Here is a 16,419-nt window from a genome sequence, read left to right on the forward strand (position 1 = left end):
CACCGATGCAGACAATTCCCCCTAGTCAAAATGCCAAGCGCAGCGTGCTGTCGGTCAGTGACCTGAATCGGGAAGTTAAACATCTTCTGGAAAACAGTGTGCCCCTTCTATGGATCAGTGGGGAGATTTCCAATTTTTCCATGCCCAGCTCCGGGCACTGGTATTTTAGCCTTAAAGATGCGCGGGCCCAGGTGCGCTGCGCCATGTTTCGCGGTCGCAATCGCAGTGTCGCCTTTCGGCCGCAAAATGGTCGCGAGGTTTTAATCAGGGCCAGGGTGAGCCTCTACGAAGGGCGCGGAGAATTCCAGTTAATCGTTGAGCATATGGAGGAGGCCGGCTTTGGCGCCCTGATGCGCCAGCTGGAACAGCTCAAAGCAAAACTGCATGCTGAGGGCCTGTTCGACACAAGCAGAGAACGCTCTCTTCCGTTTTTGCCAACCAATATCGGCATTGTCACTTCGCCGACAGGCGCGGCAATACGGGATATGATTCACGTATTGGGCAGGAGACACCCTTCTGCCCAAATTGAAATCTGGCCGGTAGCCGTTCAAGGTCAGGGTGCCGCTCAGCAAATCGCGGCAGCGATTGAAAAAGCGGGCCGCAGTGGTCGCCACGATTTATTAATTGTCGGTCGCGGCGGAGGCTCCCTGGAAGACCTGTGGTCTTTTAATGAAGAAATTGTCGCCCGCGCACTGGCCGCAAGTCCTATTCCCACTATTTCTGCAGTCGGCCACGAAACCGATACGACTATTGCAGATTTAGCCGCAGACCTGCGCGCACCCACCCCTTCTGCTGCGGCGGAAATAGCCAGCGCCAATGCTGCAGAAATTTTACAGCGGCTTGACCAGGTCCAGCGCAGATTGCACCGCGCCATGGACAACCAACTAAAGCATTTATCTCAACAGGTTCAATTGCGACGCAACCGTTTGCGCCACCCCAAGGAGCAGCTCCTCAACCAGGCCCAACGGCTGGATCATTTGGAGATGCGCCTGGTAGCAGCTTGCCAACAGCAAATCCAAAGTCGCAAATCCCAATTGGATTCCGCCTCCAGAGCTTTTGCCCACAACCTACCGACACGCCGACTCGACAATAGTCGAAAGCAGTTAATCCAACTCAAGGGAAACCTGGAGCGTGCGATGCAACTGATATTACAGCGCGGCAGTGACAAACTCTCCCACGGGGCCCAATTACTACAAAACATCAGTCCCCTGGCAGTATTGCAGCGAGGCTACGCCATTGTTCTGGATTCAGAAAATCGCGCAATTCGCGATAGTGCAGAATTGGATACCGACCAGCAAGTCCATATTAAGCTGGCCAAAGGGAACTTCACTGCAAAAGTTAAAACCATCGAAAACTGATTTCTTTAACAATTCAAGAGCCCAAATCAAGCGACACTATAATGGTTGAGGTAGAGTGCCTTCGGAGCAATATATGGATAGTGAATCTACTGCTATCCACCTCAACCAGTGGACTTTAATACTACTTTCAGTACTACTGCTTGCCCTTGCAGCCTGCACGGAACCAGAGCGTGATTCTGGAGTAGCCGAATCAGTCACCATGTCAGCTGCCGAAGCGCAGGATGCCGACAAGCGATCAGGGCAACTGCCTGAAGTAACCCCCGCTAAAGAACAGCAAGTCAACTACATCGAAGCCGGTGACCTTAGGGACATAAGAAAACACGGCACAATTCGGTTCGTTAATTTAACCGGTGCTTCCGAGGACCTGTTACCTCGTGACGATGTAGTGAGTCTCCGTCACTTCGAACTTGCCAACAAACTGGCCAAACAGTTAAAGCTGGAACCCAAGTGGATAAAAGCTGAAACACCCGATGACGCGGTGCAAATGCTGATCGATGGCCAGGCAGATGTAATCGCCTATAACCTGACTGTCACTGACGCCCGTGAAGAAATTATTGACTTCACAGTTCCTCTTCGCCATTCGCGGTTAGTACTCGTCACTGGTCCTGAGGGTCCAGATATTTCAGATGCGAGCAAATTAAAGGACCTGGAATTTATTATCCCCGCCGGCTCCTCTATTAAAGAAACTGCAGAGCAACTTGTTGCCGAAAATCCAAACTCAAACCTAACTATTCGAGAAATTGATATTAATGGTAACCGAGATACCCTGCTGGATATCATCAATGGCCAGAAGAACCGGGTTGCTATTTTGGAGGATTTTTCAGCCCAGGATTTGCGCAATTACCGCGATGACATGCGGATTGGTGCAGATGTATCTGAAGTGCAAAATATTGCCTGGGGCGTACGCAAAGACTCCAAACGCCTACATACCACTCTCGATAATTTTTTGACCCGTAACCTGGTTAAGTCCCAGGAAGAACGCATTACCGATTGGAAGGGTATTAAAAAATCGGGGGTAATCAGGCTACTCACTTACAATGGGCCGACAACCTATTTCTTATGGAAAGGGGTATTAATGGGGTTTGACTACGACCTGGCCCAGGCTTTTGCCAATAAGCACAAACTCCAACTCCAGGTTATTGTTGTCCCCTACGAAGAAGACCTTGCCGACTGGTTGAGGGCGGGTCGCGGTGACTTTGCCGGGGCTGAACTCAATATTACCAGTGCCCGTGAAGACCAGGGCATGGTCTTCACCAAGCCCTATGTCGAATCCACAGACCAGATTGTCAGTGGTAAAGGCAGCCCTCCCATCACCCAGATTCAGGACCTGAATGGTCGCAAGTTAACCCTGCGCGCCTACTCGTCATTTATTGAAACCGCTGAAACACTGAAAGAAGCAGGTATTGATGTCGATATTCGTGTGGCGCCGCCAGATATTTCCCAGTCACAAATCTTCTCACTAATCGCCGACGGACTGGTAGATGCGACCATATCCCACTCCGGTCGAGCAAAGATTGAGGCATCCGTTCAGCCACAACTGGTACTCGGAACCCTTATCGGTGACCCGCGCCCACAGGGCTGGATGGTATTAAGACAAAATTGGCACCTGTTACAGAACTTGAATAAGTTTTTGAAAAATTACAGAAAAACGAGCCAATACCAGAAGCAATACCAGGCTTATTTTGAGCCGAACAAACGATTTACCCAGCGAGTAAGTTCCCGGGTAATACCGGGAGAAAACCTCTCTCCTTACGATGAGTTGGTGAAGGAATCCGCCTTTAAATACGATTTTGATTGGCGCATGATCGTCGCGCAAATGTGGCAGGAGAGCAATTTCAACCCTAAAGCCGTATCTCCAGTTGGCGCGCAGGGATTGATGCAGGTAATGCCTGCCACAGCCGAGGAAATGGGATTTCCTCCCCCGCTATTCGAGCCTGAAAGAGGTATTAAGGCAGGGGTAAAATATATGGATTGGGTGCGAGATCGCTTTAATCCCGCTTTGCCAACCGTAAATAAACTCTGGTTTACTCTCGCTTCCTACAATGCAGGATACGGCCACTTACTCGATGCCCAACGGCTGGCTAAAGAACTGGGACTGGATCCCAATGTGTGGTTCGACAATGTGGAAGTCGCCATGCTGAAACTGGCCCAGCCCCAGTACTTTAAACGGGCTAGATACGGCTATGTGAGAGGCTCTGAGCCCGTGCAGTATGTACGCAATATCAGCAACCTCTACAAAGCCTATGTGGAAATGATGAGCGATGATGTGACAGTCCGCCCACCTCTACAGCGCCTGCCCGGCAAAATCTATTGTGAACCCGGGGATGTGCCTGAGGGTGTCATTCAGCGGATGCCCACTTACTCCTCGCCCTAGGCAGCCACAAGCCCTCACAAGGTTAAAACGATTTTTCCGGTGATAGTGCCGGACTCCAGTAATTTATGGGCCTCAACCGCCTGCTGCAGCGGAAATTCAGCGGCTAGTTGCGGCCGCACTTTACCCGCTTCAATCAGCGGCCAAACCTTCTGTTCCAGCGATTTCGCAATACCGGCTTTCGCTTCTGGCGAGCGTGCCCTCAGAGTTGAGCCGGTCAATGTAAGTCGTTTCAACATCACCGGCATCATATTTACTTCTACTTTAGCGCCAGCCAGGTAGGCAATATTTACGATTCTGCCGTCGTTTGCGGCCACACGAATATTGCTATTGATATAGCTACCGCCCACCATATCCAAGATAACATCAGCTCCGTGATCATCAGTCATCTCGCGCACAACGGAGACAAAATCTTCATCCCGATAGTTAATCGCCTTCTCCGCTCCCAAAGCCACACAGGCTGCGCATTTATCTTCTGTTCCCGCAGTAGTGAAAACCCGGGCTCCCAATTGATGGGCCAGCTGGATCGCCGTGGTACCAATACCAGAGGAACCACCATGGATTAAAATCACCTCGCCCGGTTTTAAACCGGCGCGGTCAAATACATTAGTCCATACGGTGTAAAAAGTTTCCGGCAATGCAGCGGCCTCAATAAGACTAAGGCCTGCGGGGACCGGGAGGCATTGCCCCTCTGGAGCCACTGCAAACTCTGCGTAACCTCCACCATTGGTCAGGGCGCAAACTTTATCTCCCACCTGCCAGCGCACAACTTTTTCCCCAACTTCAACAACCTCACCAGCCACTTCCAATCCCAATACCGGCGATGACCCGGGAGGTGCCGGATAATGCCCTTGGCGCTGCACAATATCAGGGCGATTAACCCCAGCTGCGGCTACACGGATAAGGACTTCGTCTGCGCCGGGAGCAGGCTTATCCATCTCCTGCAATTGCATGACTTCAGGCCCACCAAATGTAGGCAGATCAATAAACCGCATATTTTTCCCCTTTATAGGTTCACTTTTATTGCCACACTATCGACACAAGAGTACCAAAAATCATCAAGCAATTTTTACTCAACACGCAACCCAATAAAAAACGGCCAGCCCCATCACAACATTTAATTGCGAAAAGGAACTAGCCGTTTCGAAGTCTGCTGACTTAAAAAATATTTTCTCTAAGCAGCAAATTCTCAGCCGAGATTAGAGTTCGTAAATAAACTCAACCCCCATAACACGACCTTTATTCAGCGGGGTAAAGCTGGCACCGATACCACCAAGGTTAACTGGTAGCTGGGTATCATTAGCCTCATTCACTTCATCCAACATGTTCTTGCCGAATACAGAAACTGTATATTGGCCGCTATCCGCAGTATAACCAATACTGAAGTCGAGCATTTCCACTTCAGACAGCATACCCTTGTTATCATCCGTATATGGCGCTTCATCGCGATGATTGTAGTTAATGCGGGAAGTCAGGGTTCCGAGGGAGCCCAGGGACAGGTCATGCACTAACCCTATACCATAAGTCCATGGCGCCAGGCGTGGGATCTCAAGACCCAGGTCTTTATCATCCACAAGGCCGTCACCATTCAGGTCACCGAGTACCTTATCGTAATCGCCATCTACATAGCCCACGTTGAAGGTAAGCAGCAGGTTTTCACTGAGCGCAGCCATGGTCTCCAGTTCAGCACCACGAATTGTCGCATCTGCCGTGTTGCGGATAACCTGTACCACTCCAGCCTCTGGGGAGGAGAAATTCTCCTCCCGCTGCATATTGTCAATACTATTGTGGAACACCGCCATATTGGTACGCAGGCGGCCATCGAGCCAGTCTACCTTGGCACCAATTTCGAAGCTGCTCTGCTCTTCCTGATCTGTTGCCTCGGGCTTGAAGTTCCGACTTGTATTGCGGAAGTTGTAGCCACCACTGCGGAAGCCTTTGGTCCAGAAAGTGTAGAGCTGAGTTTCATCGGAAACCGTCCACTGCAGGCCCAGTTTAGGAGTGAACGCACTCCAACTTTCACTATCATCAAGATCGTAGTTAGAGCAGCCACTTAGGGTGCAGTAGTTCAGCGGGATCGAGGCAATCTTCGCATCTTTCTCCTCACTCGAGTAGCGTCCACCCAGGGTCAACACCCAGGCTTCGTCCAAGTCGATATCAGCCTGGGTAAAGAATCCATAAGTACTGTGATCCTGCACACCACCACCGGTCCAATCGATAATGCCACCATAACCATCGGCTAATAAACGATTTTCCAGGTAGGTTACATCCTGAGAGAACCAATAGGCGCCGGCAGTGATGGCCGTGCGACCGAAGCGGCCGGCATAGCGCAACTCGTTACTTAACTGGCTCTGGTCCACGCTTGAGTCCGCATGGAAACCAACAAAAGGCAGGGAGTCAATATCCCCTAAGCCCCGCGCCTCATATTCACGCCAAGCCAGAATATTTGTGATGGTGCCATCACCAAATTCAACATCTTTATTAAGCTCAGTAATGATCTGGGTCCACTCATCTTTTTGATAACCCTCTTCGTCCTGGGCTACCTCAAAAGAGTCTTCACTATTGTCCCAATCAGGAATACCGTAAGCCTCAGCAATCTGGGTTGCACTGGGATAGGCAATAATACCGTTACCAGTATCAACTACATAAGCTTCATTACCACGGTTTTGCGCAACCACTCCATCGGAGTCCATGCGCCCATGCTCCATTCGCACAAGCAGCTCTGCGGTTTCATTGAGCTGAATACTAAAGCTTGGGCGAATAAACCAGCTGTCAGAGGCACCGGCATTATCATTGCCGGTGGCAACATTTTCGAACCAGCCGCGGTCATCGTTGTAGTAAACGGTCAGGCGGCCGTTAACATCTTCAGAGATGGCACCATTAATTGAACCCGCAGTCACCACATCCAGATTATCCGTTGTGGACACCTTGACGCGAGCAGAGAATTCATCAGTTGGGCGCGCTGTTTTAACTACGACAGCACCACCGGTAACATTACGACCAAAGAGCAGGCCCTGCGGACCACGGAGAACTTCGATACCCTCCAGGTCAAACACATCGGTAACAACACCCGCATTCACACCGAGGTACATACCATCGACAAAGACCCCTACTGTGGGATCAATTGACGGAATAGAGCTATTCACTCCAAGACCGCGCACAGTGAAGTTTGCCGTATTTTTTACGGTACCCACATCCTCCAGCTGGACATTGGGCATTTTGAAAGAAAGGCTTTGTAAATCCCTAGTTTGTAGAGCCTCCAGTTGGTCACCGGAATAGGCGGTTGCCGCTACCGGAACATCCTGAAGTAATTCTGCGTCTGCACGCTTACGGGCTGTTACCTGCACTTCTTCCATAAGGGTGCCGACTGCTCCCTCTGCGGCATAACTGGGGCTAATACCACTGGCTAACCAAAGAGTTGCTACGGAACAGGCGGAAAGCAGAGCAGAGTGCTGCTTGGGTTTTGACGGACTTCCCATGTTTTCTCTCCATTGTTTTATTTTTTTTATGTACAACAACGGACTTATCGCAATCGGTACTGCCTGGCTCCACCGCTCTACCTCTATTAAGAGGCTCCGACTAAGTGAAGCTCCGATTCAAGACCGCGCTGATAAAGAGGCACAGATTTCGTAGTGAATCTGTGACATGGACAGGTTACAGGCTCACAACCGTGTGTGGAAGTCTATTTAACGTAAATGTCTGTAAAAATAACTCAATTAGTCTGGAAAGTTCTTTCAACTTGAAGAAAAAAATTAAAGGGAATGGAAAAAATAAAATTATGCACTGTTTAAGGGCGATACCCTAAGTTGCCCTATTACATAGAAAATTGATTATTTTCAAAAAAGCCAATGACAATATGTATCTAAACCACCCCAAAAACACAAAACTTTTTGTCTATTTTAAATTATTACACTCTCAGCTCTTTTAGTTCAGCCTGAAAATGCCCTTCGATATTTCAGGTTACCGGCAATTCAAAACTAATAAACTCAACTAACCTGGTACATTCAAACACATTAAATTTGACCAATGGGTCCGCCTGAAAAATAAATTTCCATTAAAGCTAGGAGCTATTTCGGCGCAATAGATGTGTCATCACCACCTGCAGCCACATGGGAAAGTATTTCATTTATTTCGGCTGCATCGAGGGTTTCTTTTTCCAAAAGAGCCCCAGCCAATGCATCTAATTTTTTGCGATTTTTTGTCAGCAACTGATCTACTTTCATCTCAATACCGCTGATCAAAGCAATAATTTCGTCATCAATAATCTCTGAGGTGTGTTCGCTGAAGTCCTTCTGCTGGGCCATCTCGCGCCCCAGGAATATATGCTCCTCTCCCCGGCGGAAAGCAACGGGGCCTAATTTTTCACTCATCCCCCAATGCGTCACCATGTGACGGGCCAGTCGCGTCGCCTGCTTTAAATCTGCCTCTGCACCAGTGCTCACCTCCTTGAATACCACCCGCTCAGCGACCCTCCCTCCAAGCATTACGCCGATACGATCGCGGAGATAACTGACCTGCATACTGTGATGCTCTTCGGTGGGAATCTGCTCGGTAGCGCCGAGACTGTGCCCCCTGGGGATAATAGTCGCCTTCTCCAAGGGGTCTGCATTGGGTAATAGCGTTGCTACCAACGCGTGTCCCGCTTCGTGGTAGGCGATAATCCGCTTGTCCTCTTCACTGATAACCATTTCGCGCTCGCCACCGAGAACCACTTTATCCCTCGCCCTCAATAAACAATCCATATCCACTGCGGACTTATCTTCTCGCCCCGCCAACAATGCGGCCTCATTAATCAGGTTTTCCAGATCCGCTCCGGCAAAACCTGCAGTAAGAGCCGCGAGCCGCTCCAGATCCACCTTGCCGTGCAATGGGACATCGCGGGAATGAATCTCAAGAATTTCCTTGCGTGCGGCCTTGTCTGGAAGGTCCAGAGTAATTTTTCGGTCAAAGCGCCCCGGTCTTAGCAGCGCCGCATCGAGAACGTCGGGCCTGTTGGTTGCCGCAACTACCACCACCGCCTCCTGGGGGTCAAAGCCGTCCATCTCACCAAGGATCTGATTGAGCGTCTGCTCCCGCTCATCGTGTCCGCCACCAACACCCGTCCCCCTCGCCCGACCGACGGAGTCAATCTCATCGATAAAAATAATTGAAGGGGCATCTTTCTTGGCTTCGGCAAACATATCCCGCACACGGGAAGCCCCCACTCCTACAAACATCTCAATAAACTCAGAGCCACTAATACTGAAAAATGGCGCTTCACTCTCACCGGCCAGCGCTTTCGCCATCAGGGTTTTACCCGTACCGGGGGGCCCCATTAGCAAAATTCCCCGGGGGATCTTCGCTCCGAGCTTGCGATAGTGCTCCGGGTTCTTGAGGTACCCCGCCACTTCTTGCAGGTCTTTCTTCGCATTTGCCAACCCGGCCACATCATCGAAAGTCACTTGAGACTCACTGCGCTCAAACCGCTTTGCTGGTGATCGAGCAAAACCGAAGGGACTGCCGGGAGCCCCACTGGCCATCTTTTCCTGCATTCGCCGCCCCATCCAAACCAGGAGCCCAATAATCAGTATCCAGGGCAGAAGCAGAATCAACATTCGCTGCATAAAGCCCCCTCCCGGGGACTCCGCCAGGATTTCCACCTTCTCCTTTTCCAGAAGGGGCAGCAGTTCGGGGTCTTGAACGGAAGGTAAAATGGTTGTGAAGTGCTCCGGCGGTGGAGCCTTTTTTTCTTTCTCGCCAGTGTTTGACGCCGGCAGCTTGCCCGCCTCCGGCTTAAAAGTGCCGCTGACTCTATCCCCCTCGATAACCACGCTGGCAACTTTGCCTTCGGCGACTTCTTTCTTGAAGTCACTGTAAGCTAACTCAGTCCGCTTACCGGAAAGCTGCCCGTTAGTGCAGTACTGTACAGTCAGTATTAAAAGGAAAATCCACAGGAAGTACTGGAGCCAATTCAGCGGCCCTTGCGGAACCGGCTTTCCCGATGGCGGTGAAGGAGACTCCCCCTGCGGCAGCTTTCGCTCTTGGTCCTGCTCGTCCGCCATATATTCTCACTATATCTCTGGAGAAGCCTGCCGCCGGAAGATAGGCCGGACCTGGCAATGGGCAATGGAAAAGGTGCGAATCATCGGAATCCCGGTAGAGTAATGAGTATAGTTCGCCGCCAATCACACCGAGGAATTTAATGCCTCGCCCCTGGATAACTGGCGCAATCGGTACTCAAGGCAGTATTTTTCAAAGTAAGGCTTGCAAATTGAGGAGAGGCACGGCAGAATTCGCGCCCTGTCGAGACTGGTCGACCGCTCCCAGAGGGGCCCAGAAACTCGATAAGTTGCGGATTTTTAAGGATTTTTTCCAAAAAGAGGTTGACGGCAACGAATCAACTCTCTATAGTTCGCACCCATAACGACGCGCTCGTAGCTCAGCTGGATAGAGTACCTGGCTACGAACCAGGCGGTCGGAGGTTCGAATCCTCCCGAGCGCGCCATACAAAGAAAAGGGCTTACGTCTCACGACGTAAGCCCTTTTTTGTTGCAGAGTAGCTAATGCCAAACTGCTCTTTGCACAATTTATTCTTCGCGGCCTCGCCCCCCCAGCAACTCCTATTCACTTTAAGCAATCACAAACAGCTTGAATGACCCAACAGGGTTAGAAGCAATCTCTTCATTCGTTTCATACAGCGGATAGATATACGCACATCAGTCAGCGGGAGCAATTGCACCAACTGTGCAACCTCCAGATACGTTAATCCATTTTCATCTCACTAGGGTCCTGTGCTCGACCAGAGATTTCGACACACAAAAGAAAGTTAGGAGTTAATACTCTTCACTTGGGCCCGATCGCACTTGGAAAAGGATTGAAGCCCCCTTCCACTTTTGCAGCTGCACCTATACCGAGATAACAATCGATAGACTGCAATTCATTGATGCCTCAGAGAAGAAAACTTCCACCCACGCAGAGCAACAGCAGGGCAAACAAACGCTTGAGCAATCGCGGAGATAACTTGTGGGCCAGTCGCGCTCCAAAACGGGCGAAAAACATGCTGGTGATGGCGATACCGACCATGGCTGGCAGGTAGATAAAACCAAAACTCCACTGGGGCAGTTCAGGTTGCTGCCAACCAATAACCATAAAGCTCAGAGCGCCGACGGCAGCAATCGGCAAACCACAGGCTGAGGAAGTTGCCACTGCTTGCTGCATCGGCACGCTGCGCCAGGTCAGAAAGGGAACCGTCAGTGTGCCACCGCCGATGCCAAAGATGGCAGAGGCCCAGCCTGTTACCCCGCCGGCCGCTGTCAGCCCCAACTTGCCGGGAACAGCGCGGCTGGCCTTGGGCTTGAGTTCCAGTGCCATTTGAATGGCAATGGTGATAGCAAATACACCAATAACCTTTTGTAGCATCGGCCCCTGGATAGCTGCCGCTGTGAAGGAGCCAAGACTTGCACCGAGAAGAATACCCAGGCTCATCCAGGCAAAAGTCGGCCATAGCACCGCGCCTTTGCGCTGATGCTCCAGAACCGAGTTAATCGAAGTAAAGACAATAGTCGCTAGCGAAGTGCCCACCGCCAAGTGGGTCAGCACATGCGGATCGATACCCTGGGCAGTAAAACTGAATACCAGCACGGGTACGATAATGATGCCACCACCAACGCCAAACAAGCCGGCCAGCACCCCAGCCACAGCTCCTAGCAGCAGGTAGAGTAGAAATTCCATAAATCCCTCGAACTAATTCATGCGGGTTTCTTCTAGAAGCAGGCGATGGGGCTGCAAGTCCGCAACCCGTTGCTCACATGTATTACCCGGCTGGGGACACCGCAGTAAGGTTGCGATATTGGCCTTTGAAATACAGAAGTGGCTGCCTTGCAGCAGCTTTTTGTAGGTTTAACGCCTTTACCTCACCAATCACGATCAGGTGATCTCCGGCGGCGTGTTCAGCATGAATTTCACAATCAAGCCAGTGTAAGCTGCCGGCGATAATGGGATTCCCCAGCGGCGATTCCTGCCATTCGACTTCGCTCCATTTGTCCGCGCCTTGACGAGCAAACTGGTTGGAAATCGTAACCTGATCATCCGACAGGATATTGACCGAAAATCGACCTGCCTGACGAATTTTGGGATAGCTATACGAACTCGACATAACGCTGAACGACACTAATGGCGGGCTCGTCGATACGCTATAAAACGACTGGCAGGTAAAGCCTATCGGCTCACCCTCACGGCGCGATGCGATCACGGTAATACCGGAAGCGTAATGCCCCAGTGCCTCGCGAAAGCGCAACGGTTCTATGGCTGTACTGGAAAGTGACATGGGAGCACCTAAATATTGTAGACAGCTAAACCGAGAGCTCTCTTCGAACAATTTCTGCACCTGCACTTAACGCATTGAGCTTACGGTTCGCAACTTGACGGGATAGAGGCGCCATACCACAGTTCGTACAGGGATAGAGATCCTTAGCATCCACATACTTGAGTGTTTTTCGCAAGGTATCGGCGACTTCCTCCGGTGTTTCAATCGTGTTGCTTGCCACATCAATAGCGCCCACCATCACTTTTTTACCACGAATAAGCTCAAGGAGATCCATTGGAACATGGGAGTTGTGGCATTCGAGCGAAATTAGATCAATATTGGATTTTTGCAGTTTTGGAAACGCTTCTTCATATTGTCTCCATTCTGACCCCAGAGTTTTCTTCCAGTCTGTATTGGCTTTGATACCGTAGCCATAGCAAATATGTACGGCAGTTTGGCATTTCAGCCCCTCGATGGCTTTTTCTAAAGTGGCAATCCCCCAGTCATTCACCTCATCAAAAAAAACATTAAATGCAGGCTCATCAAATTGAATAATATCAACACCCGCAGCCTCTAACTCACGCGCTTCCTGATTGAGAATTTTGGCAAATTCCCAGGCGAGCTTTTCGCGGCTTTTGTAGTGGCTATCGTAGAGAGTATCAATCATTGTCATGGGGCCAGGTAATGCCCACTTAATAGCTTGACTGGTTTGCTTGCGCAAAAACCTGGCATCTTGAACAAATACTGGTTGTTGCCTAGATACTTCGCCAACAACTGACGGCACGCTCGCTTCATAGCGATTGCGGATTTTAACGGTTTCCCGCTTCTCGAAGTCAACGCCGTTGAGGTGCTCAATAAATGTAGTCACAAAATGTTGGCGGGTCTGTTCCCCGTCACTAACGATATCGATACCGGCTTGTTGTTGCTCTTGTAATGTCAGGCGCAAGGCATCCTGTTTACCTTCTTGTAATTGATCCCCCTGTAATTTCCAGGGAGACCAAAGTTTTTCGGACTCTGCGAGCCAGGATGGTTTAGGCAAGCTTCCAGCGCTTGAAGTTGGCAATAGGCGATTCATGAAAAATAATCTTATCTGTATTTGTTAATTAAAGCGCGTAATTAGCGGCCCACTGATCAAGGATGCTTCTGTATGGCTTGATAAATTGTTCTTCAGTAAATTTTCCTTGCTTTATAGCCAGCTGGCTACGCTCTTCCCGGTCATAAACAATTTTAGTCAGTGAATAATCTTGGTGCTTCAAACTGGGCTGATAGCAGGTCCCCGCTACAGAATTTGCATTGTATATTTCAGGCCGATATATCTTTTGGAAGGTCTCCATCGTGCTGATAGTGCCGATAAGCTCAAGATTCGTATAATCACCAAGCAAATCACCTTGAAAGTAAAAAGCCAAAGGGGCAACACTATCCGGCGGCATAAAATAGCGAACCTGCAAACCCATTTTCTCAAAATACTCGTCAGTTAAAGAGTATTCGTCCTGCCGATACTCAACACCCAGCACGGGGTGCTGATTTTCAGTTCGATGATAAGTCTTACTGCTCGATACACTCAGACAAATAACAGGGGGCTTGCTGAAGTTATCCTTGTAGGCACTTGAATTCAGGAACGATTGAAAAATTTTCCCGTGAAGATCACCATAACCTTCAGGAAGGCTAAACTTGTCTTGCTTCTTGTTATGCTCCAACAACAACACGCTGAAATCATAATCCCGCACATATGAAGAAAAGTTGTTTCCTACTATGCCCTCAATCCGTTGATTGTTTTTATGATCAACAATATTCGTCTTCAATACTTCAATGGTAGGAAAGGCTTCTCCGTTGCCTTCAATATCAATATCAACGGAAATAATATCCAGCTCTACAGAGTAACGATCTGCACTAGGGTTGTCCCAATGCGCCAAGGCATTGAAACGACGATCAATCATTCTCAAGGTGTTGAGCAAGTTATCCCGACGGCTCTCCCCTCTCGCCAAGTTCGCAAAATTGGTGGTGATCCGCGTGCTATCCGCTGGACGATAGTTTTCATCAAAGCGTAAGTTCTTGATGCTGAATGCAAACTCTTTATTCATTGCGGCCTGGTATCCTGATTCCTAAGGCAAAAACTGAGTTCTTTGCTTGGTGATTGACATTGCCAGGCAGGATAAGCTTCTTTATAAATGAACAAAAATGGTATATTTTCAACTATCCATTAAATTTATTCATGGATTGCTCGGTTACAGCTATGCTAGAGCGCACGCACTTAACAATAATCCAGGCCGTAGACCATCACGGTTCGCTAACCGCAGCGGCCAAGCACCTTTGCCTAACCCAGTCGGCGCTGAGCCATACTGTGCGCAAGTTGGAACAGAACCTCGGGGCCCCTATCTGGTTGCGTGAGGGCCGCAGCTTGCGCTTGACCCAGACCGGTGAGTATCTGCTTGGATTGGCCAACCGTGTCCTGCCACAACTGGAACATGCTGAGAGCAAGCTAAAGCAAATGGCTCAAGGTGAGCGCGGTACCCTGCGTATCGGTATGGAATGCCACCCCTGCTATCAGTGGTTACTGAAAGTAGTGTCGCCATTTCTGGAAGATTGGCCGGACGTGGATGTGGATGTTAAGCAGAAATTTCAGTTTGGAGGTCTCGGCGCTTTACTGGGTTACGAGATCGACCTGCTAGTTACCCCTGACCCTTTCTATAAAGCCGGACTGCGCTTCGATCCCGTATTTGATTACGAGCAGGTGCTGGTAGTCCCTCGAGATCACCCGATGGCAAAGCGAAAGTACCTGACAGCAGAAGACCTACGGGATCAGGTGTTGTTAACTTACCCCGTGCCGCCGGACCGCCTGGATATCTATACCCAGTTTCTCAACCCTGCGGGCGTGGTGCCACTGCGCCACAAGACCAGTGAAACTACCGATATCATGCTACAGATGGTGGCCAGCGGCCGCGGGGTCGCAGCCCTGCCTCGCTGGCTTGCAGAGGAGTACTCCACCAAGCTGGCACTATCGGTGGTGCGCCTCGGGCGACAAGGTATTGCCAAACAGATTTTCTTAGGGACTCGTGAAGACGATAGCGAAGTTGAATACCTGAGCGCTTTTATCAAACTGGCCAGAGGTTATGAGCACTCAGAAACTAAAGCCTAATGCTGGTGAGATTTACCGTTTACTCAGGTAGCAGTTTGAACAGTCACCATAGAGTGAAAAATATTTACGAAGTACGGACCTTTCCACTACCCGCAAACACGCCCGCACAGAAAAACTTGCCAACCCTAAGTAATCCATTTGCGTTTTTCACTGCTAAACAGCGCGCCCAGGTAGTGACAAATACAGCGAGTTACGCCACTGAAATTTAATAAACAATAAATTTCAATTTGCTGGCAACGGGCCAGGCAATTGGAGGTTCGAACTTTCCCGGGCAATCCACATAAGAAGGCCTTATATCACAGGAAATAGTCTCTTCTATTTTTCTGGAGCCCTATCCAAGCCCGAATGGAGCCAGTTCAAAACGGTTTAAGATTGAACTGGAAAGGGGTTTTCAAATAAAGCTCGCTTTTCTTCCAATCTTTCCCGCAGGAATTCTTTTAACTTATTTGCTCTCACCATATGCCGTGAGTCAGTGCGACTTAATAACCACAAAGCCCAAGAGGAGGGAGTTTGACGTAGGGGAAGCTGAATCACCGAAGGGTGCCCTATCGCATTGACAAACCAGCAGGGCATTCGAGCCACCCCAAATCCATTCTTTACCGCCAGAAACATGGCATGCAGGTCATCCACTCTTAATCCCGCACTGCACTTGGGAAGATCATCACACCACCTTGGCAACTGCTCTTCCGCCGACCAAAGTACTGCTTTAACTTTGTTGCTGATGACCAGTGAACGATGAGCGTAAACTCCCATTTCCAGCTGGGCAAACTGAATACCAGTAAGAAGGTCAGGTGGCTCAGGCGTAAATCTTAGAGCGACGTCTGCCTCGATATTTGCCAGGTCCTTCAAGCTACTGGAAGCCAAAACCCTCAGGGATATGTCTGGATGATCAGCCTGGAACTGGCACAGATCCTCTAGCAGTAACTGGTTGAGTAAATCATGGGGTAACGTAAGAACAAGGGGACCTGCCATGCGGCTATCCGCCCCACTGATCCGCTCTTCCAGCATTAAGTTTTGAACCTCCAATTTCTCGGCTATCGGCAAAATTGCCTCTGCCGCCTCTGTAAGGGCATAGCCCCTCGGCGTGCGATGAAATAAAAGCACACCATGAGACTGCTCCAGAGATTGAATACGCCGGGAAACCGTAGCGTGATTAACATCTAACACCTTGGCAGCCGCAGACACCGTGCCATTGCGCGCAAGTGCAAGGAAGTAGCGGATATCATCCCAATTAGTCATTTTGCCTCTTCTCTCGTCCACTCTTTCTTAT

General features: G+C 49.9%; 11 protein-coding genes and 1 tRNA gene. 4 read left to right on the plus strand and 8 right to left on the minus strand.

The genetic code is table 11. From position 1 onward, the window contains the following. Nucleotides 1-5 precede the first annotated feature (5 nt). On the plus strand, nucleotides 6-1,358 hold the full coding sequence (xseA, locus tag ACJJI4_RS14160) for an exodeoxyribonuclease VII large subunit (protein ID WP_444925569.1): 1,353 nt from the start codon (nucleotides 6-8) through the stop codon (nucleotides 1,356-1,358). Nucleotides 1,359-1,431: 73 nt separating this feature from the next. Beyond that, nucleotides 1,432-3,732: a transporter substrate-binding domain-containing protein gene (locus tag ACJJI4_RS14165; protein WP_444925570.1), complete on the plus strand. Its 2,301-nt coding sequence runs from the start codon at nucleotides 1,432-1,434 to the stop codon at nucleotides 3,730-3,732. A 14-nt stretch (nucleotides 3,733-3,746) separates the two neighbouring features. Here the strand turns inward: ACJJI4_RS14165 and ACJJI4_RS14170 are convergent, their stop codons facing one another. The 3 genes from ACJJI4_RS14170 to ftsH all read right to left on the minus strand — a co-directional run bounded on the left by ACJJI4_RS14170 (nucleotide 3,747) and on the right by ftsH (nucleotide 9,770). Continuing rightward, nucleotides 3,747-4,724, minus strand: coding sequence for an NAD(P)H-quinone oxidoreductase (locus tag ACJJI4_RS14170; RefSeq protein WP_444925571.1), 978 nt, complete (start codon nucleotides 4,722-4,724; stop codon nucleotides 3,747-3,749). A gap of 204 nt (nucleotides 4,725-4,928) precedes the next feature. After that, nucleotides 4,929-7,208, minus strand: a complete 2,280-nt coding sequence (locus tag ACJJI4_RS14175) for a TonB-dependent receptor (protein WP_444925572.1) — start codon at nucleotides 7,206-7,208, stop codon at nucleotides 4,929-4,931. Nucleotides 7,209-7,796: 588 nt separating this feature from the next. After that, nucleotides 7,797-9,770 carry an ATP-dependent zinc metalloprotease FtsH gene (gene ftsH / locus ACJJI4_RS14180; RefSeq protein ID WP_444925573.1) on the minus strand — a complete coding sequence of 658 codons (1,974 nt, stop codon included), beginning with the start codon at nucleotides 9,768-9,770 and terminating at the stop codon, nucleotides 7,797-7,799. 366 nt (nucleotides 9,771-10,136) lie between these two features. Here ftsH and ACJJI4_RS14185 point away from each other — a divergent pair. Continuing rightward, nucleotides 10,137-10,213: transfer RNA gene (locus tag ACJJI4_RS14185), tRNA-Arg, on the plus strand. 443 nt (nucleotides 10,214-10,656) lie between these two features. On the opposite strand, the gene ACJJI4_RS14190 is transcribed toward ACJJI4_RS14185, so the two are convergent. The 4 genes from ACJJI4_RS14190 to ACJJI4_RS14205 all read right to left on the minus strand — a co-directional run bounded on the left by ACJJI4_RS14190 (nucleotide 10,657) and on the right by ACJJI4_RS14205 (nucleotide 14,094). Continuing rightward, nucleotides 10,657-11,439 (minus strand): sulfite exporter TauE/SafE family protein, encoded by a 783-nt coding sequence (locus tag ACJJI4_RS14190; protein WP_444925574.1) that lies wholly within the window; start codon nucleotides 11,437-11,439, stop codon nucleotides 10,657-10,659. 82 nt (nucleotides 11,440-11,521) lie between these two features. Further along, nucleotides 11,522-12,034, minus strand: a complete 513-nt coding sequence (locus ACJJI4_RS14195; RefSeq protein WP_444925575.1) for a flavin reductase family protein — start codon at nucleotides 12,032-12,034, stop codon at nucleotides 11,522-11,524. 25 nt (nucleotides 12,035-12,059) lie between these two features. Then, complete coding sequence (locus ACJJI4_RS14200) at nucleotides 12,060-13,088, minus strand: methionine synthase (RefSeq protein WP_444917844.1); 1,029 nt, start codon at nucleotides 13,086-13,088, stop codon at nucleotides 12,060-12,062. A 28-nt stretch (nucleotides 13,089-13,116) separates the two neighbouring features. After that, nucleotides 13,117-14,094 (minus strand): DUF1852 domain-containing protein, encoded by a 978-nt coding sequence (locus ACJJI4_RS14205; RefSeq protein WP_444896507.1) that lies wholly within the window; start codon nucleotides 14,092-14,094, stop codon nucleotides 13,117-13,119. Nucleotides 14,095-14,246: 152 nt separating this feature from the next. Between ACJJI4_RS14205 and ACJJI4_RS14210 the strand changes: the two genes are divergently transcribed. Next, a complete protein-coding gene (locus ACJJI4_RS14210) occupies nucleotides 14,247-15,149 on the plus strand; it encodes a LysR family transcriptional regulator (RefSeq protein ID WP_444893151.1) in 903 nt (300 codons plus the stop codon). 366 nt (nucleotides 15,150-15,515) lie between these two features. Here the strand turns inward: ACJJI4_RS14210 and ACJJI4_RS14215 are convergent, their stop codons facing one another. Further along, a complete protein-coding gene (locus tag ACJJI4_RS14215) occupies nucleotides 15,516-16,388 on the minus strand; it encodes a LysR family transcriptional regulator (RefSeq protein ID WP_444917845.1) in 873 nt (290 codons plus the stop codon). Between the last annotated feature and the right edge of the window lie 31 nt (nucleotides 16,389-16,419).

The organism is Microbulbifer maximicatervae (SeqCode), assembly GCF_052467305.1.